At 72.3% G+C, this 19558-nt stretch carries 17 protein-coding genes; 13 read left to right on the top strand and 4 right to left on the bottom strand.

The window, feature by feature from the left end; all coding sequences use genetic code 11:
* The first annotated feature begins 99 nt into the window (after positions 1–99).
* On the top strand, positions 100–1704 hold the full coding sequence (purH, locus tag F6J85_RS03880; RefSeq protein WP_150923907.1) for a bifunctional phosphoribosylaminoimidazolecarboxamide formyltransferase/IMP cyclohydrolase: 1605 nt from the start codon (positions 100–102) through the stop codon (positions 1702–1704).
* A gap of 29 nt (positions 1705–1733) precedes the next feature.
* Positions 1734–2066: a hypothetical protein gene (locus F6J85_RS03885; RefSeq protein ID WP_150921711.1), complete on the top strand. Its 333-nt coding sequence runs from the start codon at positions 1734–1736 to the stop codon at positions 2064–2066.
* Between the two features lie 824 nt (positions 2067–2890).
* Here F6J85_RS03885 and F6J85_RS03890 read toward each other — a convergent pair.
* Together F6J85_RS03890 and F6J85_RS03895 are read right to left on the bottom strand one after the other, a co-directional pair.
* A complete protein-coding gene (locus F6J85_RS03890; protein WP_150923908.1) occupies positions 2891–3589 on the bottom strand; it encodes a hypothetical protein in 699 nt (232 codons plus the stop codon).
* A complete protein-coding gene (locus F6J85_RS03895; RefSeq protein ID WP_150923909.1) occupies positions 3582–4343 on the bottom strand; it encodes a hypothetical protein in 762 nt (253 codons plus the stop codon). The genes F6J85_RS03890 and F6J85_RS03895 overlap by 8 nt, the downstream gene beginning before the upstream one ends.
* 78 nt (positions 4344–4421) lie before the next feature.
* On the opposite strand from F6J85_RS03895, the gene F6J85_RS03900 reads away from it, so the two are divergent.
* From F6J85_RS03900 to F6J85_RS03950, 11 genes are all read left to right on the top strand, one after another.
* On the top strand, positions 4422–5429 hold the full coding sequence (locus tag F6J85_RS03900) for a hypothetical protein (protein ID WP_150923910.1): 1008 nt from the start codon (positions 4422–4424) through the stop codon (positions 5427–5429).
* Entirely contained in the window at positions 5426–9769 is a 4344-nt protein-coding gene (locus F6J85_RS03905; protein WP_150923911.1) for an FtsK/SpoIIIE domain-containing protein, read from the top strand. Before F6J85_RS03900 ends, F6J85_RS03905 begins: the two co-directional genes overlap by 4 nt.
* Before the next feature lie 101 nt (positions 9770–9870).
* The gene (locus F6J85_RS18140) at positions 9871–10476 is read left to right on the top strand and encodes an FHA domain-containing protein (RefSeq protein ID WP_191906744.1); all 606 of its coding nucleotides are present in this window, start codon (positions 9871–9873) and stop codon (positions 10474–10476) included.
* A 10-nt stretch (positions 10477–10486) separates the two neighbouring features.
* Positions 10487–11299, top strand: a complete 813-nt coding sequence (locus F6J85_RS03915) for a hypothetical protein (RefSeq protein ID WP_150923913.1) — start codon at positions 10487–10489, stop codon at positions 11297–11299.
* A 37-nt stretch (positions 11300–11336) separates the two neighbouring features.
* On the top strand, positions 11337–11630 hold the full coding sequence (locus tag F6J85_RS03920) for a WXG100 family type VII secretion target (protein ID WP_135063853.1): 294 nt from the start codon (positions 11337–11339) through the stop codon (positions 11628–11630).
* 77 nt (positions 11631–11707) lie between these two features.
* On the top strand, positions 11708–12040 hold the full coding sequence (locus tag F6J85_RS03925) for a WXG100 family type VII secretion target (RefSeq protein ID WP_150923914.1): 333 nt from the start codon (positions 11708–11710) through the stop codon (positions 12038–12040).
* Positions 12037–12330, top strand: a complete 294-nt coding sequence (locus F6J85_RS03930) for a hypothetical protein (protein WP_150923915.1) — start codon at positions 12037–12039, stop codon at positions 12328–12330. Before F6J85_RS03925 ends, F6J85_RS03930 begins: the two co-directional genes overlap by 4 nt.
* Positions 12327–15170: a WXG100-like domain-containing protein gene (locus F6J85_RS18145; RefSeq protein WP_150923916.1), complete on the top strand. Its 2844-nt coding sequence runs from the start codon at positions 12327–12329 to the stop codon at positions 15168–15170. The genes F6J85_RS03930 and F6J85_RS18145 overlap by 4 nt, the downstream gene beginning before the upstream one ends.
* Entirely contained in the window at positions 15167–15655 is a 489-nt protein-coding gene (locus F6J85_RS03940) for a hypothetical protein (protein WP_150923917.1), read from the top strand. Before F6J85_RS18145 ends, F6J85_RS03940 begins: the two co-directional genes overlap by 4 nt.
* A 45-nt stretch (positions 15656–15700) precedes the next feature.
* Positions 15701–16657, top strand: coding sequence for an ADP-ribosyltransferase family protein (locus F6J85_RS03945; RefSeq protein WP_150923918.1), 957 nt, complete (start codon positions 15701–15703; stop codon positions 16655–16657).
* Positions 16658–16715: 58 nt separating this feature from the next.
* Positions 16716–16997, top strand: coding sequence for a hypothetical protein (locus tag F6J85_RS03950; RefSeq protein ID WP_150923919.1), 282 nt, complete (start codon positions 16716–16718; stop codon positions 16995–16997).
* A 547-nt stretch (positions 16998–17544) separates the two neighbouring features.
* On the opposite strand, the gene F6J85_RS03955 is transcribed toward F6J85_RS03950, so the two are convergent.
* Both F6J85_RS03955 and F6J85_RS03960 read right to left on the bottom strand, forming a co-directional pair.
* Positions 17545–18021, bottom strand: a complete 477-nt coding sequence (locus F6J85_RS03955; RefSeq protein ID WP_338037101.1) for an ASCH domain-containing protein — start codon at positions 18019–18021, stop codon at positions 17545–17547.
* Positions 18022–18056: 35 nt separating this feature from the next.
* The gene (locus tag F6J85_RS03960; RefSeq protein WP_150923921.1) at positions 18057–19490 is read right to left on the bottom strand and encodes a dihydrolipoyl dehydrogenase family protein; all 1434 of its coding nucleotides are present in this window, start codon (positions 19488–19490) and stop codon (positions 18057–18059) included.
* Positions 19491–19558: the final 68 nt, after the last annotated feature.

The following is a 19558-nucleotide window of genomic DNA, read 5'->3' on the forward strand; positions in this document are numbered from 1 at the left end:
CCGCTCCCGCTCCGTCCGCTCCCTCCGCGTCGGCGCCCGCCCCATCCGCTCCCTCCGCCCCCGCTCCCTGAACGCCCTCGCCCAGAAGGAACACATCCCATGGCTGGACCCCGTCACGACCCGGCGCTGTACCGCGAGCGCGATGTCGTCCCCATCCGCCGCGCGCTGGTGTCGGTCAGCGACAAGACCGATCTGCTGCGCCTGGCCGAAGCCCTCGTGGCCGGGGGCGTGGAGATCGTCTCCACCGGGTCCACCGCCGCCACGATCCGTGACGCCGGGCACGCCGTGACCGACGTCGCATCCGTCACGGGCTTCCCCGAATCGCTCGACGGGCGCGTGAAGACGCTGCACCCCGGCGTGCACGCCGGGCTCCTGGCCGACCTGCGCCTCCCGCACCACGAGCGCCAGCTCGACGAGCTGCACATCGCACCGTTCGAGCTGGTCGTGGTCAACCTCTACCCGTTCGTCGAGACCGTGGCATCCGGGGCCGCCGGCGACGACGTCGTCGAGCAGATCGACATCGGCGGACCGGCGATGGTCCGCGCGTCGGCGAAGAACTTCGCCAACGTCGCGATCGTCGTCTCGCCCGAGAGCTACCCGGCCATTATCGAGGCGATCGGCGAGGGCGGCACGACGCTGACCCAGCGCAAGGAGCTCGCCGCCCGCGCGTTCTCGCACACCGCGGCGTACGACGCCGCCGTCGCGGCCTGGTTCGCCGAGGGCACGCTCGTCGAAGACGGCCTGCCCGAGCACCTCACGATCAAGGCCGAGCGTCTCAGCACGCTGCGCTACGGCGAGAACTCCCACCAGCGCGCCGCGATCTACACGCGCGTGGGCGGTCACGGCATCGCGCAGGCCACGCAGCTGCAGGGCAAGGAGATGTCCTACAACAACTACGTCGACGCCGACGCCGCGCTGCGGGCAGCCTTCGACATGGTCAAGCCCGCCGTTGCGATCATCAAGCACGCCAACCCGTGCGGCATCGCCGTGTCGGCGCCCAATGCGCTGGACGAGATCGCCAGCGCGCATCTGCGTGCCCACGAGTGCGATCCGGTCTCCGCCTTCGGCGGGGTCATCGCGGCCAACCGCACGGTCACGCTGAAGATGGCCGAGAACCTCCGCGACATCTTCACGGAGGTCATCGTCGCGCCCGATTTCGAGCCCGAGGCGCTGGAGGTGTTCCGGCTCAAGCAGAACCTGCGCGTGCTGCGCCTTCCCGTCGACTGGCAGCAGGAGCGCATGGATGTGCGCCTGGTCTCGGGCGGCCTGCTGCTGCAGGACGCCGACCGCTTCCCCGCCGACATCGAATCGGTCGCCGCCGGGTGGGAGCTCGTGTCGGGCGAGCGCCCGGACGCGGAGGAGATGACGAACTTCATCTTCGCGTGGAAGGCCTGCCGTGCCGTGAAGTCCAACGCGATCGTGCTGGCGAAGGGCTCGGCCACCGTCGGGATCGGCATGGGGCAGGTCAACCGCGTCGACTCCTGCCGGCTCGCCGTCGAGCGCGCCGGGAACCGCGTCGCCGGTTCGGTGGCCGCATCCGATGCCTTCTTCCCGTTCTCCGACGGACCCCAGGTGCTCATCGACGCCGGAGTCTCGGCCATCGTGCAGCCGGGCGGATCCGTGCGCGACCAGGAGGTCGTCGACGCGGCACGCGCGGCGGGTGTCACGATGTTCTTCACGGGGGAACGTCACTTCTTCCACTGACCCACGTACGAAAATGAAAGGCGGTTCCAATGTCGGATGTCCTTGCGGAGCGGTGTGCTGCGCTCGCCCAGCCGGTTGTCGACCTCATGGCGGCGGCGATCGAATGCCAGACCGGCAACCCGGAGACCTTCGACCGGGTGATCGCCCTGGCCGGACAGGTGCGGGCGGTCGCCGAGCAGGGGGCCGAAGGCATCTCGCAGCCTGACTACTCCGCATGGGCCACCGGCGCCCCTGCCGTGCTCACCGCGATGGAGCGGGCCGCGGAGCGCCGCGACTCGAAGGGCGTCTGGACCGCGTTCGCCGACCCGCAGGTGGGTCTGCACCGCGTCGGCACCGCGTGCCAGGGCTACCCCCGCTGGTAACCACCCGCGCAGACAGCCCGCGCAGGTAGCCCGCGCAGCCAGCCCGCCGGTGGCCCGCCGGTAGCCCGCGGGTGGCCGCGGGCTGCTTCGCGCTGCCTCGGGCCGATTCGGCTACGGCTCTCGTGGCCGGCCGTTCCTGGCCCGCCGCCGCCCGAACTCCGCAAGACCGCACCCTGGAACCGGTTGGGATGGGCGTGCGGGGGCGTCCCCAGGCCGATCTTGAGGAGTTCGGGCCGGGTGGGCGGGTCGGTCGGTCGGGGTATCTGGGGTGGGCGTGAGGCGGTGATCGGGCGTGTCGGGACGGATAGGCCCGTACCCGGCCTCGCTCCCGATCGCGATTTGGCCCGCCGCCACTGCCCGCTGCCGCCGCCGCTGCCGCCCGAACTCCGCAAGACCGCACCCTGGAACCGGTTGGGATGGGCGTGCGGGGGCGTCCCCGGGCCGAACTTGAGGAGTCCGGGCCGCGGTGGCCGTGTAAGCCGCCCACGGGAGTGCCCGGCTGAGCTCAAGGAGTTCAGGTCGGGGTAGCGGGTGAGCCGACCCGGAGACCCGAGGCCAGAGTGGGTGGGGTCTCGGGGATGGTCCGGGACGGGGCTCCGCGCTCACCTCGCTCCCGACCTGAACCGGCCCCCTGCTGCCCTAACTCCGCAAAACTGCGCCCGGGAACCGGTTGGAACGTGCGTTCGGGGGGCATCTCCGGGCCAGTTTTGAGGAGTTCGGGCCGGGGTGGCCGCGCCGACCAGCCGGGATACCTGCAGCGGCGGAGCCGGGGTCGCGCACGCCCGCCTCCCTCGCGAGCGGATGCGCCGGGCCGAGGTCCGGACTCAGCAGGAGGCGGGGGGCGTCACGTCGGCCTCGACGCCCCAGTTCGTGAACGTCACGTCGAAGGTGCCGACCTCGTCGGCCCGCACGAGGCGCGACGGCAGGGACGGGCCCGAGGTCGCCACGGTGAGCACGCCGGCGGCGCCGTCCTCGCCCAGCAGTAGATCCACCGACCCGTCGGCCGGCGCGGTCAGGCCCGACGCATCCGAGGTCAACTCCGTGACCAGGTCGACCGGCTGCACGAGCGGCATCCACCGTTGCACGGCCGGGTCCTCCGGCGACACGCACGACCACTGCCCGGCCGGCAGGGCGAGCTGCCCGGCGACGGCGGGGGAGGGGCGCACCCACGCATCGCCCGCGTCCACGACGATCGAGGTCGCGGCGCCGTCGACGGTGACCTCGGCGGTCCACGTCTGCTCGTCGCCGACACGGCTCACCCGCAGCTCGCGGCCGGATGCGGCATCCCGGTAGCCGCCCGCGACCTCCACCCCGCCGGCCGCCCGCATCGCGCGGATCACGCTGTCCCGCGCGCCCGGCGCCGGCAGCAGCGCGACGCCGTTGCCGTGGGCGGCGGGATCGTACGTGGACAGGTCGGCCGTGGTCGGGGTGGGCACCGGCTCGGCGGGCGCCCCGGCGCATCCCGCCAGCAACGCGGCGGTCGCCGCGAGCACGGCCAGGGCGCGGATGCGGCGGTCAGTCATCCGCCACGCAGGCCGACGCGCCGCCCTGATCGGCCACCGTCGCCGCGTCCAGGGCCACCTTGGCGGTCTCGTTGCCCTCGGCGGGGCGCACCACGACGCACGAGCGGTCGTCGATGAATCCCATGCCCGTCGGGATCCACGCCTCGGTGCCGGTGACCAGCTGCGACACGTCCAGCTCGTCCCCGCCCGGTCCGCCCACGACGATCACCTGATAGGCGACGTCGGGGCCCGACCACGACACGTGCACGTTGTCGTCGCCGGCGTCCAGGGTCAGGCCGGTCGCGGCAGGTCGCGGGTTCAGCAGGCCCAGCACGACGAAGACGGCCAGGGCGATGAGCGCCAGCAGGGTCGTGATCGCGGAGACCAGGAACGCCGGATGCTTCCACATCGGGCGCGGCGTGATCTGAGCCTCTTCGAGCTCGGGCAGGACATCGGCGGCGCTTTCGAGGGGTCGGATCTCGCCGGCCGTCGCCGACAGGCTCGAGCGGCCGGAATCCCAGCCGATGCGCGCAGGGGCGGCGTCGGCCGGCGGCTGCTCGAAGTGCGTGGGGGCGAACACCGGCGCACCGGTGATCGGCGGCGCCGAACGGCGAGGGGCGGCCACGGTGGCGGCGGGGATGCCCTGGGCGGGTCGCCAATCGGTGTGACCGGGCTCACGGTCGGCAGGGTCGGCCAGTGCCGCTCCCGAGCGCGCGACGCCGGGACCGTCGGCCGCGTCGCGTTGCGCTCGGCGCGTCGGGATGCTCTCGCTCATACCACGCTCCGGAACCCCGGGTCGGAGCCGGGCACCCGCTTATCATAGTCAGAATCCTGACCATCCTTTGGAGGCGCTATGCCCCGCTCGCCCCTGCGCATCGTCGGCGCCGCCGCGGCGTTCCTGGTGTGCATGGGCCTCGGGGCGACCTCGGTCGCCGCGGCGGCGCCGGAGGATCCCGCCGCCGACAGCGGGGTGATCGAGATCCCCTACGGTGAGCCCGTCGACGTGCGCCCCAGCGCCGGGTGGACGCTCGACTGCGCGGGGGTGGGCAGCCTCGACGGCGTCGAGGTGGCGTGCACTGACGAAGGCGTCACCCTCTCCGCCCCCTACGCCCCCGACCATCCCGAGCAGGTGCTCGTGGTGCCGCTTCGGGCAGGGTCCGCCGCCGCGGAGGTGCGCTACCGCGTGCGGCTGGGGCCGCCCGCCGCGCCGGAGATCGGCGCATCCGACATCGACGTGCCGCTGCCGGTCGGGCGGCAGAGTCTCATCCCGCTCACCCTGCTCGAGCTGACGTGCGTGCTGTGCGCCGACGCGCGCGTGGAGATCGGCGAGGTCCTGCCGGCCTCGGCGCTGGTGGGGGTGGGCCCCGCCCATCTGGCTGTGCGGCCGGCCGAGGCGGGTCCGATCACGGTGAAGATGACGGTCACCGACGATGCCGGCCAATCCGTCGACGCCGAACTGACCCTCGCCGCCGTCGCCGCCACCGACGGCGGCCCGGTCGCCGTGCACGTGAGCGGACCCGAGCTGCGCCCCGTCGCGGAACTGGTCGCCGGCGACGACGTCACGGTGTCCTGCCTGGCCCTCAGCCCGCGCCTGTCGTGCGGCCCCGACGGCGAGCTCACCCTCGCCGGGGAGTCGGATGCGGCGGTGCAGGCCGCGTTCCGCGTGATCGACGCCGACGGCCGGCAGTCGCTCGGGAGCATCACCGTCGGCCCCGAGCTGCCGGCCGCCCCGGTGGCGCCGCTGTGGGCCGACAGCGCCGACCTGGGTATCGTCGTGCCGGTGCCGCCCGAAGAGGACTCCACCGCACCCTCGCTTCTCACACCCCTCGCCCGCATCCTGCAGGAGGTACCGGCGTCATGACGCTCCGGCTCACGATCGATCGCCCCACCGACGCCGCCCGCCGCCCAGAGTCCTGGGTGGTGAAGGTGGATGCGGCGACCACCGTGTCGGAGCTGGCCGAATCGCTGAAGGTCGATCCCGATCTGCTGGCGCCGGGAGCCGACACCGCGGAGAGCCTCGCCGAGTCCGGCGTGCACAGCGGCGTCCGCGTCCCGGCCGCCTCGCCCGTCGTGATCTCTCCGGGCCGGTTGCGGCTGGAGTTCGTCGCCGGTCCCTTCGCCGGCGAGGTCGTGCCGCTCGAACCCGGTCAGGAGGTCTCGATCGGACGCGGCAACGACGCGCACATCTGCGTGGCCGATCCGCACCTGGGCGGGCGCCACGCGACCCTCACGGCGGTGGGCGGCATGTCGCCCGACGGATCGTTCGCGCCGCTGACGGCGACCGTGTCGCTGACCGATCCGCAGGGTCACCTCGTCGTCAACGGCGCCGAGACGGCCGCCGCCGTCCAGATCGTGCCCGCCGACCTGGTGCAGCTGGGCAGCAGCATCGTCCGCATCGGACTGGCCCCCGCTCCCGACGCCGACCTGACCGTCGACGAGGTCGGCACCCGGGCGTTCAACCGGCCCTCCCGCATCCGGCCGGCGCGACAGGTCCCCGTCGTCGCGCTCCCCAGCGACAAGCCCGACGAAGCCGACGGTTCGCCGCTGCCGTGGCTGTCGGCGCTCATCCCGATCGTCCTGGGCGTCACCCTCGCCGTCGTGTTCCAGCGCCCGATCATGCTCATGATGGCCGCCGCCTCGCCCATCATGGTCGTCGGGTCGTTCATCATGAACAAGCGCCTCGCCGAGCGCAAGGGCCAGCGCACCGAGGCCGAATGGGTGCAGGACATCCACGACGCCCGTGCCCGCATCGCCGAACTCGCCCGCGACCAGCGGCTGGACTTGTGGTACCGGCACCTGGATCCCGTGGTCATCCGCGACATCGCGACGCGGCCGCTGGCCCGCCTGTGGGAGCGCCGGCGCACCGACACCGACGCCCTCCGGGTGCGCGTCGGCGTCGCCGAGACGCCGCTGGAGGTGCGGTTCGAGGGCGGACCGCAGAAGGAGCGCACGCTGGAGCGGCGCGTGGGGGTCTCGCCCGCGCCGGTGTCGGTCGACCTCGCCGCGGGCCCCGTCGGCGTGAGCGGCCCCGCCGACGTCACCGCGGGCCTGGCCCGCGCGATGATCACCGAGCTGGCCACGCTCCGCTCGCCCCGCGACCTGCAGTTCATCGTGCTGTGCGACCGCGAGCAGGAGTCCACGTGGTCGTGGGTGCAGTGGCTCCCGCACCTGAACGCCGGCGCCGGCCCGGTGGCCCTCATCGGCAACACCGACCACACCCGCCGCGAGCGTCTGCGCGAGCTCGGCGCGCTCCTGGACGCCCGGATGCGGGTCGCCGGCGAACGGCGCGGCGCCTCTGCCGACGCGCAGATCGTGCTCGTCATCGACGGCGCGCGGCGCTACCGCATGCTCCCGGGCATGGTGACGATCCTGGAGAAGGGCGCACTGTTCGGCATCCACGTGCTCGCGATCGACAGCGACCGCTCGCGCCTGCCCGAGGAGGCCGCATCCGTCGTGGCCGTCGACGGCGTCGATCCGCTCCTGGGCCGCGTGGAGTCGGCGGAGGAGTACTACGCCCCGGTGCTGCTGGATCAGGTCAGCCTCGCGTACGCCGAAGACATCGCGCGTGCCCTGTGCCCCATCGAGCACGTGCGCGGCGTCGGCGACGACGCCACCCTGCCCTCGAGCGTGCGCTACAGCGAGCTCATGGGGATCGACCTGGACGACCCGCGTCCGATCGCCGAGCAGTGGCAGCTGGTCCCGCGGCAGTCGTACGTCGTGGTGGGCGCCGGCACCGAGGGGGAGTTCGCGATCGACATCGCCTCCGACGGCCCGCACGCGCTCGTGGCCGGGACGACGGGATCGGGCAAGTCGGAGTTCCTGCAGACCCTCGTGATCTCCCTCGCCCTGGCCAACCGCCCGGATGCGCTGAACTTCGTGCTCATCGACTACAAGGGCGGGTCGGCCTTCGCCGACTGCAGCCGCCTGCCGCACACCGTCGGCATGGTGACCAACCTCGACGCGCGCGAGACCGAGCGGGCCCTCGCCTCCCTCGACGCGGAGCTGAAGCGCCGCGAGCGCGTCCTGCGCGACGACATCGGGGCGAAGGACGTCGACGCGGCGTGGGAGAAAGACCCCGACGCGGCGGCACGGCTGGGCCTTGCACGCCTCATGATCGTGGTCGACGAGTTCGCCGAGCTGAAGACCGAGCTGCCCGACTTCATCAACGGCCTCGTGCGCATCGCGCGCGTGGGCCGCTCGCTGGGCGTCAACCTCGTCCTGGCCACGCAGCGCCCCTCCGGCGTCATCACGCCCGAGATGCAGTCCAACATCAACCTGCGCGTCGCGCTGCGCGTGACCGACCGCGCCGACTCCGGCGATGTCATCGGAACACCGGATGCGGCGCTCATCCCCGCCGGCTCACCGGGCCGCGGGTATGTGCGCGCGGGCCTGGACGCCGCGCCCATCCCGTTCCAGACCGCACGGGTCGCCGCCCTGCGCCTGGGCCACCAGCGCACCGCGCGCGTGCTCCCTCCCGCTGCGCGCGTGGAATGGCAGACGCTCGGTCTCCCGCCGCGCTACCCCTCCGCGACCGAGCAGGCCACGCACCGTCCCGACCAGGACGACACCGATCTGCGCGCCCTCGTCCAGCTGGCCGGGCAGGCGGCGCAGCTGCTGGGCGTGCCCAAGAGCCCCTCGCCGTGGCTCTTGCCGCTGCCCGACGTGCTGCCCTTGGATCGCTTCGACGACGGAGCCGTGCCCGAGGGTGCGGTGATTCTGGGTCTGGAGGACGTCCCCAGCGAGCAGACCCAGCGCCCGCTGGTGTGGAGCATCCTGGACGACTCCCACCTGCTGCTGTTCGGCGGCAGCCGCTCCGGCCGCACGACCGCGCTGCGCACGCTGCTGTCGCAGGTCGTGCTGCGCTTCACTCCCGCCGACCTGCACCTGTACGTCGTGGACTGGGGCAACGGTGCCCTCCTGCCGCTGGCGGGTTCCCCGCACACCGGCGCGGTCATCACCCCGCAGGATGCCGAGCGGCTGCCGCGCCTGCTCGGACGCCTCGCCGGCGAGCTGTCGCGCCGTCAGGGCGTGCTCGCCCAGGCGTCCGTCGGCAGCATCGCCGAGCAGCGGCGCACGGCCGATCCGCGCGAGGCGCTCGCCTACGCGATCGTCGTGATCGACGGCTGGGAGCGGCTGTCGGCCTCCCTCAGTCCCGACGAGATGGTGAGCGTGCGCGACCAGATGCTCCGGCTGCTGCGTGAGGGCCCGGCCGTCGGCATCCGTCTGGTCGTCACGGCCGACCGCAGCATCCCGTCCGACCGCATCGCGAGCTTCATCGACACGCAGTACGCGCTGCCGATGCGCGACGTCAACGACTACCGCGGCGCCGGCATCATGGTGCGGGAGATTCCGCCCGACATGCCGGCCGGTCGCGTCCTGTTCGGCGCCGACGGGGCGGAGGGCCAGATCGCCGTCGTGTCGGCAGACACCTCCGGCGAGGCGCAGGCCGCGAACCTGCGCGGCACCGTCGAGCACGCCGCCGCGCACTTCGCCCGCTTCCCGCAGCTGGCCGAGCTGCCCGCTGCGGTGCGCGTGGACCCCCTGCCCTCGCACATCGGGCTGTCGGATGCCGCGAAGCTGCCGCTGGCCGAGCCGGATGCCGCGGAGACCCCGGTGGTCGGCGTCGGCGGCGACACGCTGTCGCGCTTCACGATCGACTGGCCGGAGGTGGGCGGGTTCATCGTCGTGGGTGACCGCCGCAGCGGCAAGACCGACGCGCTGGCGCTCATCGCCCACCAGCTCGGCTGGGCGGGCACGCCGATGGCTGTCGTGGCCGCCGCCGGCTCCGTGCTGGCGGAGGTCGCCGCAGCCCACAACGTGCCCGTGCTGACCTCGGCGGCCACCGCAGAGCAGATCGAGCAGGCCATCGCGGGGGAGGGCGTCGTCACCGTGATCGTCGACGACGCCGAAGCGATCCGCGACTCGGTGCTCGAGCGTGCGCTCGTGGCTGCGCGCACCCGCCTGCGGTTCATCATCTCCCTCGGCGCCGACTCCGCCGGCACCGCGATCAGCGGCGTGGTCACCGACGCGAAGCGCGGACGCACCGGTCTGGTGCTCTCCCCGACGTCGACCATCCTCGGCACGCAGCTGTTCAGCACGCAGATCCCGCGGCCGTTCGTCGGTCGAGGAGCGCCCGGGTCGGGCGTGCTCTTCGCGGCGGGCGGATACAGCGCGGTGCAGGTGCCCGATCTGCGCGCGTGAGCACGTCGCGACCGGTGGCCGCAAGCTCCTCCGCTCGCGCGTAAGCTGGGGGGTTGTGTGCGGACGGGGGTCCGCACCATTCCGATGCGAGGATGCGCTTCATGAGCACGCAGTGCCGGTTCTGTGGTGCGGCTGTCCGGCCGAACACGATGTTCTGCCCGTCGTGCGGTCAGATCGTGGTGGCGGATGCGCCCGCGGTCGCCGCCAGCGTCCTCCCACCGCCGTTCCGCACGACCGGGGGCGGCCCGCGCGAGCCGCAGGCCGTCGCCGCACCTGTCGCGCCGCCCGAGCCGGTGGCGCCCGTCCCGCTGCCCGACCTCGCGCAGCCGCCGGCCCGCCCGGCCTCGGTGGCCCCGCCGGCACCCGTGGCACCGGCCGCGCTGGCGTTGCGGATGCCGCAGGGCGCCGAGGTCGCGATCGACCAGGTGCTCGTGCTGGGGCGCAACCCCGCGGGCCGCGCGGCCGATCACGGCGGTGCGCCCATCGAGGTGGCCGACCCGACGCGCTCGGTGTCGCGCGTGCACCTCGTGGTGCGGCCGTCCGGCCCCGGCGAGGCCTCGGCAGAAGACGCCGGATCGGGTAACGGAACCCTCCTCGAGCGCGGCGGTGCGCGGCATCCGCTGCGCCCGCGCGACCCCGTCGCGATCCACGCCGGCGATCGCCTGATCCTCGGCGACGTCGTGGTCGAGGTGGGGACGGCGCGGTAGGTTCGTCGCCATGACGGAGAGCGCTCCCGCCGAGAGACTGACCGAAGCCGTCGCCTTCGACGCCGACCGGGAGCAGCTGAACGCCGCCTTGCGTCGCAACACGTGGTACCTCGCGGGGTACCTCGCGATTGCCGCGGTCGTGGTGGCCGGCATCGTCGCGCTCGCCGTCACTGAGTTCGGGCGGCTCGCGACCTACTTCCTCCTGAGCCTCCTGCTCCTCATCATCCTGGCGAACGTCGTGCTCGGCCTGCATCTTCGCCGCCGGCTGCGGACCTTCCTGCGTGCGGGCGATCCCCTTCTTCTCCTCTCACCCCACGCCGTGGTCTTCTCCGGCGTCCCGCCCATCCCGTGGTCCGATGTGCTGGGAGCGGTCTACTGCGACGAGCGGGCGAACCTGGCTGCCGGGGGCGGTATCGGGCGGTGGATGAAGCGCCTCACCTACCGCTCGGGCGGCTCGCAGGTCACCCTCGTCGTGGGCATCGCCCGGCCGAAGCGGTTCCGTGAGGGTGCGGCGGGCGGCCTTACGCGCTATCTGAGTGCGTCGTTCGACCTCGGCGGCATCACGCTGCCCGTGGACACGGCCCTGGGCGACGTCCAGCTGAGAGCGCTTGCCGGCTCGCTCCGCGCCCTGGCGGAGGGGGAGTCGTGCGCTATCTCGAGACGGACGACGCCCGCCGCGTCGGCCGTGCGGCCGCTTCCATGGCCACCGGACGCCCGATGCGCCGAGACGCCTGAAATGAATTTCCGTTCATACTCGGCGCCCCGAACGCAATCCCATTCTCCAGCGCGTCGTTTATGTGCTAGAACTATGCGGAACCTATGACCCGGGCGGCTGAACGCCCTGAACCACGGAGGATCACATGGCGGACATCAAAGTCACCTCGGAGTCGCTTTCGGGCGTCGCGAACCAGCTCTCTTCGGGAGCCGCTTCGATCGAGTCGCAGCTGAGCAACCTCAAGTCGCTCGTGCAGGGACTCATCGCCGGCGACTGGGGCGGGGCCGCCTCGCAGTCGTTCAACGAGCTGTACGAGCAGTGGGATGCAGCCGGCCTGCAGCTGAAGGAATCCCTCACCGGGATCAGCGACCAGCTCTCGAAGGCCGCCCTGGCCTACGAGGAGTCGGAGAACAACATCAGCAACAGCTTCCGCGCCTGAGCATGATCGTAGGGGGCGCCGGGTGACGGCGCCCCCTGTCGTGGGTGGGCGGCAGGAAAGAGCGTAGGGAGCAGCAGATGGGGCAATTCTCGGTATCGACACCGGCCCTGGGGTATTCGGCGTCGGCGATGATCGGGGCCGTATCCCAGTTCGATGGGCACGTGTCTCAGATCTCCGGCGTGGTGACATCCATCGTGGGTGCATCGTGGAGCGGCGACGCCGCGGAGGCGTTCGCTGAGAGCTGGGCGGAGTGGCAGACCAACGCCGGTCTCGTCCGCGATGCCCTCACCGACATCGCCGCACGGGTGCAGGGCGCGGAGACGGGTTACACCATGACGGAGATGCAGGTGACCGCCGCATCCCGTTCGTCCACCGTCGGCACACGCCGGCAGGGTGGGGGGACCGCGTGAGCCAGCACACCTTCGACCTGGCGGAGCTTCGCGAGCTGGAAACGGCGCTGGGCAACCTCATCACCTACTGCACGGATCTCGAGACGCACGCCGCCGGCGCCACCGCCGCCGCCAACGCTCAGTGGGCGGGCGTGGCCAGCGTGGAGTTCCTCGGCCTCGTGGGCACGTGGCAGATCGGCGCGACGGCGATCAAGACGCACGCCGAAGACCTGAAGAAATGGGTCGGTGAGGCCGCATCGGTCTACGAAGCCGCCCAGAACGACAACCGCACGATGTGGGCGAGCGCATGACGACGAGACGAATCGACCCGACCCTCTACGTCCAGGCCGCCGACGCCTTCGACGCGATCGCCACGTCGGCCGACAGCGTGGGCTCCAGTGCCCGATCCTCGGCGAACGGGTACTCCGCGATGGCCGGCGACGACCCCGGTGGCGAGCAGTTCGCCACCGCCTACGACGCCTCCGCCCACGCCGCCCTGCAGAACATCTTCGACATCGGCATGCGGGCCAACACCCTGGACCGCCTCTTCATGGCCAGCGGCGGCAGCGCCGCATCGGCCGAGGCCGTCGCCTCCGGGCAGACTTTCGACGCCGGCGCCTACACGTTGCGCCCCGCGCGGTCCGACCTCAGCGTCGCGCCGCCGCCGTCGGCGTTCGGTGGCACAGCCGGTGAGCCCACGGGATGGGACCTGGTCATGAACGTGGTCGGGATGATGTGGCCCAACGCCGACACGGACCAGCTCGACCAGGCCGGGCAGACGTGGAAGGACATCGCCCGTGACGTCCGCCGCCTCGCCACCGACGTGCGGCAGGCCGACAACTCCGTGGCGTCCCTCGACAGCGTCGAGCTGCCCAAGGCGCGCACGGAGGTCACCGATTTCGCCACGGACATCGGTGAAGTCGCCGATCTCATCGAGGAGATCGGCACGCAGTGCAAGGAGTACGCCGATGACGTGCGCGAGGCGCACAAGGAAGTCATCGAGATGCTCGTGCAGCTTGCGATCGAGATCGCGGCGACCATCGCGATCAGCGCGGCGCTGAGCGCCTTCACCTTCGGGGCCGCGGGCGCCGCGGGCGCAGCCGCGGTGACGGCGCGCATCGCGGTGATCGGTGCCCGCATCCTCACGATCCTGACGAAGGTGGGCGGCACCGCAGCCCGCGTGGCCGTGCGGATCCGGGCAGTCCGGGTCGCCCTCATCCCCTTCGCCACTCGCCACCGCAGGGTGGCGAGCGCGGTCATCAACGTGGCGTCCGGCACCGCGGCTGCCGTCGCCTCCGAGGTCATCGTCAAGCGCGGCGACGCCAACCTGCTCGCCGCCTTCGGCTCGGGGCTCGTGGGCGGAGCCGTCACCGAGGCGATCACGTCGCCCTTCGGCCGCTATGGTCAGCGGGTCGCCGTGCAGGCGCTCGCCGGCGGCGGCGGTGGCGCGGCCGGTGCGGCCACGGACGGCCTCATCAGCGACGGCAGCATCGACCCGCGCCAGGTCGTCATCGGCGCGGCCGGCGGCGGCGTCTTCGGCGGCGCCAGTGCTCGCAGCGGCTCCGGCCGTGGGTCGTCGTCGGCGGCCGATCCGGGTCCCGGCAACGTCCGCGTGAACGAGAACACGCCCGTCATCAGCGGCGGGAACAACGCCGAGAGCGGCGGCCCCGACGGCGGCCGTAGCGGCACCACCGACTACGAGGGTCCGAACGTCTCCGGCGGCAACGAGGTCAGCGGCGGCGGTGGCGACGGTGGTCCCGCCGGCACCACGGACTACGAGGGCCCGAACGTCACGGGAGGCAACGACGTCAGCGGCGGCGGCGGCGACGGCGGCGGCGGTCCGCGCGTGCCCGACGGCGAAGCCCCCCAGCCCACCGGTGACGAGGGCATCCCGTCCCCGGGCGGTAACGGCGGTGGTCGTGGCGGCGGCGGCAACGACCCGGTCGACGTGCCGGCCCCGCCGGTCAACAACGGCGGTGGCGGCGGTCACGGCCTGCCTCCGGGCTCCGGCTCGGGCAACGGCTCCCACAACCCGGGCGGTTACGACCCCGAGACGCCGATCTTCCACGACGTGGAGAACGACCTCGGGATGGATGTCGACGGCGACGGATTCCCGGCTTCCTCTGGCGGAGCCGGCGACTCTGCTCCGGTCTCGAGCGATCCCGAAGCGCCGGCTGCCGGCGGTGGACGCCCGGGTGATGCCGACGGCGGACGCCCGGCTGATGCCGATGGCGGCGCCGCTCCGGCTCCGCACACGCCGGATGCCGATGCTGTGCCCGTCGGTGGGGATTCCCCCGATGGCGATGCTGCGCCCGTCACGGGAGATGCTCCGGATGCGGACTCTCCGGCGACACCGGTTGACCCGTCGGGCACGCCGACCGACGCCGGCGATGCGCCGGCCACCGACGCGGACGGCGACGGCGGCGCGGGTACCCCCGTGCACAACCCGCCCACCGCCGGCCAGCCCGACCCGACCGGTCCGATGTACTCCAACGACACGGCCGGCGATGGATGGAACCGCTATGACGACACCGTTCGCCCCGATCCCGACTACGGTCAGCCTCGCCCCGAGCACGGGACCGTGCCGGGACACTACGAGGCTCCCGCGTCGCCCAATCCGGACATCGCTCCGATGATCACGGACCCGGGCGCGCCGTTCGGACGGGACGCAGACGGCACGCCGATTCCCGACCAGAACGCGTGGAACGAGCGGTACGCACTGCCCGACAACGCCGACGGGTCTCCCGGCGGCCCCCGCTGGCCCACGAACGACGGTGCTGTTCCGGGCACGCGTGTGCACTATCACGGCGTGGACGCGCTCCTGCGCGACTACCCGCAGTTCGCGAACCTCGACCGCATCGGCCGGACGTCAGGCGACTACCTCACGGTGGCGAACACTCCGTTCGAGCAGCGTGGTCTGACCCCTGGGCACCAGGGAATGGACCTCCTGCACCGTCAGCTGGCGCCGGAGCTTCCTCCCGGCATCCGCATCGAGGTGTCGGTCATCGACGACGCTCTCGGCTACCCTGGCGGTGGCTGGCAGATCCGCTTCTTCCGCGCCGGCCCCGACGGACGACCGTCCGTGGGCGCCAACGGGCGGGACGAGTTCCTGTCGGTGAAAGACCTTGACGATCTGGGGGTGTTCCTGTGACCGATTCATCCACCGACCTCGCGCGCTGGCTGGCAGACGAAGGTCTCGAGCTCCTGCCGTCGAACGATGCATTCCTCCTCGTGGACGACGGCGAGGCGCGATTCCGGATCGATCGCACGTCGGACGGATGGGTCGTGAGCAAGAGCCTGCGGGGTGCACCGATGGTCGCGCAGATGTCTTCCAGTGACTGGGAGGACGTCGACCGCTACGTGGTCATGCTGTACCTGGGCACTGCGCGCGAATCACGCGGGCTGAGCCGCCTGCGACGCCTCGTCGAGCTGGGCCCCGAGGGCACCGCGGTGCCCGCGGACGGCTGGAGCCTGCAGCGTGGCGAGGACGGCGGCTTCCTCCTCACCGGCCCTGATGGTCACCGCGTCTGGTTCGACGGCGACATCGCCGCCGCGGCATTCTCGCGGTACGCCGTGTACACGGCGGACGAGCTCCGCGCGCAGGCCGCCCTCGCCGACGCACCGCTGGCTCGCTGAGCACAGGCCGGCCAGGTACGCCGACCCGCGTTCAGGGGTGGGGTCGTGATTCCGCAGGGGGACGACCCCGCCTCGACGCTGGCCGGCAAGGGTGAGGATGCTGCCATGAGCTCCCGGCCGCTTCCCTCTATTCCGGAGGGTCGGATGATGGCCGGCGTGTTCTCAGACGAGGACTTCTCCGCGAAGGTCTCCGGAGACCTGCCTACCTACCACGCCGGGCCGCGTGGACCGATCCGTGCCGTCGCGATCCGGCGCGAGAGAGTCGTCGAGGCATATCTGTTCCACGGGGTGGATGGCGACGAGAAGGATGCAGCCGGTCTGATCTCCCGTCGCGAGGGCGACTTCCAGCCACAGGGATCGGGCTATTGGCTCAACGAGCTGCGTCGGCTCCATGATGACGGGGTGCCCGCTGCAGAAGCCGTCGCTTCCCTCGCGGGGACCGCCGGCCCCGAATACGCCGGCGCAGCCGACACGTTGTTCGAGAGCTTCGAGAGTAAGGCCTCCGCACGAGGCGTGCTCGAACCGCGCGGGGATGACGCGCCTCGGCGGAACGAACCTGCAGCGAAACGCCCCGAGCGGGACGAGATCGACGCGGCTCTGCGAGCGGGGGGTGCAATGGCGCCCCGTATCGCAGAGAGGGTGCGCGCGCTGGATTCGGCTCTTCAGGTGCGTCCCACGCCGGAGCCGGTGGTCGTGACGCTTGTCCGTTCCCGGGACTCGCTGCCCGCCGAGCTCACGACGGGCACGCGCATCCACGAGCCGGCGTATCTCCTTACCCTGCTCGCCGGCCAAGACCTCCTTCCTCCCGGTGCGGAGGTCGTCGTCAAGCTTCACGTACCGGCCGGCGTACCGGCCCTCTACCAGGATGCGTCGCTCCCGGGGGAGCCGGGTACGCTGCTGCTGGCTCGCGGGTTGGACTGGGAGGTCTTTCGGGTGATCGACCTGCCCGGTCGAACCGTTGTGACCGGCCGTGTGGGCGGTCCGGCGGCGCCGCCTCAATGAGGGAGATCGCCGCGCCATGCAGTGCAACCGCGAGAGTTGCAGTCCGAGAGGAACGCGGATGGTCGACGACATACTGAGCACAGCAGTTCTGGCGTACGTCGGATTCGACCGGGATGCCGCCGTCCCTGGGCGTTTTCCCGCCCGTATCGATGACCCGGAGCTTCGGCGACGCGTTGTGGACATCGTCGCCGAAGTGGACGCGGACGCCGGCCCGGGGACCGGGGAGAACCTCTCGGCCTGGGGCGACGCTCTGGCGGCGGGTGTCCGCGAGCGCCACCCGGAGCTGTCTGACGAAGCCCTCGCGGCGCTGAAGGCGCTCCTGACCTTCGAGTACCGCTGAGCCGCGCGCCCGCGTCAGCACGGCCGCTCTGTTTGCTTCCCGAACTCCGCAAGACTGTCCTTGAAGCAGCCCGGATTGCGCTCCAGCCGTCGGTTCTGCCCCGTTCTTGAGGAGTTCGGGAACCGGCAGCGACGTGGCACAGGCCCTGATGCGCCACACGAAATCCGTCTGTCCCCGGATCCGGCTGCCGAATCGGGGCCTCGGCCTGAGTGTGAGCATCACCCGACGGCCCGAACTCCTCAGAACCGGGCCGCAGCCGCCTCATTCCGGGCAGGAACGGGCGCATCCGGCCCGTTGTCGAGGAGTTCGGGAAGCGAGAGCGCCCGGGCAGTGGCTGTGATGCGCCCGCGCCACTCGTCTGCCCTCCCAGGCTTTGGCCCCACCCGGCGCGACCGAACTCCTCAAGACCGCGCCGCAGCCGCCTGATTCCAGGCAGGAACGGGCGCATCCGGCCTGTTGTTGCGGAGTTCGGGCAGGCGGCGCGGGGAAGGTGCGGCGCCGGGAAGGTGCGGTGCGGCGCCGGGAAGGTGCGGTGCGGCGCCGGGGGTCAGGCGGTCCAGGCGACGGTGAAGCGCTCGAACAGGATCTCGAGGTCGTCGCTCCACTCGATGCCGAGGGAGGGGCAGATGCGGTTCCAGTACGTGCGGTGGCCCAGCAGCCACGCGTCGAGCGAGCGGTCGTCCTCGGCCTCGTCGTAGGCGAAGGCGGCGTCGGCGGTGTCGATCGTGCCGATGCGCAGTTCCGTGCTGCGCAGGATCGCGCGGGGGCGTCCGGCGCCGTCGCACGCGATCCAGTGACTGCCGATGCGCGGGAGCTGCTGTCCTTCCGCCTCGAACTCCTTCAGCAGCGTGGCAGTCGCACGCTTCTCGCCGTCGATCACCAGGCCGAGCAGCTCGTCGCTGAGCGCCGGGTGGTCGCCGAACCGCTCGACGCTCGGCATCTCGTTGTCGGTGGCGAGGTCGGGATGCGCCGACTGATACGCCTTCCACATCTCGGCGGCGGCGGTGAGGTCGACGGGCTCCATACTCCCCATCCTGACGCACCGCCCGCGGCGGCCGGTCAGCGCGACGCGCTGTCGCGGCCGTACGTCTCGAGGAACCGCAGCCACACCTCGCTCACGGTCGGATAGGAGGGAACGGCGTGCCACAGCCGGTGCAGCGGCACCTCGCCGACGATCGCGATCGTCGCGGAGTGCAGCAGCTCGGCGACATCCGGCCCCACGAAGGTGACCCCGACGAGCACGCCCCGGTCCTCGTCCACGACGGCGCGGGCCTGGCCGCGGTAGTCGTCCGACCACTCGGTCGCCCCGGCGACCCACGACAGGTCGTAGTCGATCACGCGCGTGCGGATGCCGGCCTTCTCGGCCCTCGCCGCGGTCAGTCCCACCGATGCGACCTCGGGATCGGTGAAGGTCACCTGCGGCACGGCGGCATGATCGGCCGTGGCCACATGCGCTCCCCACGGCGCATCCTGCACGGGTGCGCCGTTCGCGCGCGCGACGATGACGTCACCCGCCGCCCGCGCCTGGTACTTCCCCTGATGCGTCAGGAGCGAGCGGTGGTTGACGTCACCGGCGGCGTACAGCCAGTCGGTGCCGCGGACGAGGAGGGTGTCGTCGACGTCCAGCCACGACCCGGGCTCCAGGCCCACCGTCTCCAGCCCCAGGTCGCCCGTGCGCGGCACGCGGCCGGTGGCGACGAGAACCTCCTCGGCCTCGAGCGTCGTGCCGTCCGACAGTTCCAGGTGCGCCGGCACGTCGCCGTCGCGCCGGGCTGCGGCGATCGTCACGCCCGTGCGCACGTCGGCGCCCAGATCCCGCAGGGATGCAGTGACCATCTCACCGGCGAACGGCTCCTCGTTCGTCAGCAGGCCGGATCGGGCCAGCACCGTGACTCGCGTGCCGAAGCTCGCGTAGGCCGTCGCCATCTCCGTCGCCACGACGCCGCCGCCGAGGATCGCGAGCGACTCCGGCGTCGTCTGGGCGGCGGTGGCCTCACGGCTGGTCCAGGGGCGGATGCCGCGCAGGCCGGGGATGTCGGGCAGGAGGGCGGCGGATCCCGTGCACACCACGACGGCGTGACGCGCGACGAGATCGGTGACCGAGCCGTCGTCGGCCGTGACGCGCACGCGCTTCTCACCGGCCAGCGCGCCGTGGCCGCGGACGAGGTCGATGCCGGCCTTATCGACCCACTGCACCTGGGAGTCGTCGTTCCAGTCGTGCACCATGCGGTCCCGCCGGGCCAGCACCGCGGCGACGTCGAGGGTGCCGGTGATCGCCTGCTTCGCGCCATCCACCGCCTGAGCCGCCCGCAGCGCCGCCCCGCTGCGCAGGAGCGCCTTGGACGGCATGCACGCCCAGTACGAGCACTCGCCGCCGACGAGCTCGGCCTCCACGAGAACCGCGGACAGGCCGCCCTGCACGGCCCGGTCGGCGACGTTCTCGCCCACCGGTCCCGCTCCGATCACGATGACGTCGTACTCGCGTGCGCTCATGCCCGACACGCTACTCGCGCCACGGCGGCCGGGCGCCGCGGCCGCGGAATCCGCGCTTCCGCGTTTGT

Origin of the sequence: Microbacterium lushaniae (assembly GCF_008727775.1) — a bacterium.
Classification (GTDB): Bacteria; Actinomycetota; Actinomycetes; order Actinomycetales; family Microbacteriaceae; genus Microbacterium; species Microbacterium lushaniae.

Excerpts from the sequence above, each read along its gene's own strand:
- purH (WP_150923907.1), top strand. The coding sequence starts at position 100 with ATGGCTGGACCCCGTCACGACCCGGCGCTGTACCGCGAGCGCGATGTC.
- F6J85_RS03885 (WP_150921711.1), top strand. The coding sequence starts at position 1,734 with ATGTCGGATGTCCTTGCGGAGCGGTGTGCTGCGCTCGCCCAGCCGGTT.
- F6J85_RS03890 (WP_150923908.1), bottom strand. The coding sequence starts at position 3,589 with ATGACTGACCGCCGCATCCGCGCCCTGGCCGTGCTCGCGGCGACCGCC.
- F6J85_RS03895 (WP_150923909.1), bottom strand. The coding sequence starts at position 4,343 with ATGAGCGAGAGCATCCCGACGCGCCGAGCGCAACGCGACGCGGCCGAC.
- F6J85_RS03900 (WP_150923910.1), top strand. The coding sequence starts at position 4,422 with ATGCCCCGCTCGCCCCTGCGCATCGTCGGCGCCGCCGCGGCGTTCCTG.
- F6J85_RS03905 (WP_150923911.1), top strand. The coding sequence starts at position 5,426 with ATGACGCTCCGGCTCACGATCGATCGCCCCACCGACGCCGCCCGCCGC.
- F6J85_RS18140 (WP_191906744.1), top strand. The coding sequence starts at position 9,871 with ATGAGCACGCAGTGCCGGTTCTGTGGTGCGGCTGTCCGGCCGAACACG.
- F6J85_RS03915 (WP_150923913.1), top strand. The coding sequence starts at position 10,487 with ATGACGGAGAGCGCTCCCGCCGAGAGACTGACCGAAGCCGTCGCCTTC.
- F6J85_RS03920 (WP_135063853.1), top strand. The coding sequence starts at position 11,337 with ATGGCGGACATCAAAGTCACCTCGGAGTCGCTTTCGGGCGTCGCGAAC.
- F6J85_RS03925 (WP_150923914.1), top strand. The coding sequence starts at position 11,708 with ATGGGGCAATTCTCGGTATCGACACCGGCCCTGGGGTATTCGGCGTCG.
- F6J85_RS18145 (WP_150923916.1), top strand. The coding sequence starts at position 12,327 with ATGACGACGAGACGAATCGACCCGACCCTCTACGTCCAGGCCGCCGAC.
- F6J85_RS03950 (WP_150923919.1), top strand. The coding sequence starts at position 16,716 with ATGGTCGACGACATACTGAGCACAGCAGTTCTGGCGTACGTCGGATTC.
- F6J85_RS03955 (WP_338037101.1), bottom strand. The coding sequence starts at position 18,021 with ATGGAGCCCGTCGACCTCACCGCCGCCGCCGAGATGTGGAAGGCGTAT.
- F6J85_RS03960 (WP_150923921.1), bottom strand. The coding sequence starts at position 19,490 with ATGAGCGCACGCGAGTACGACGTCATCGTGATCGGAGCGGGACCGGTG.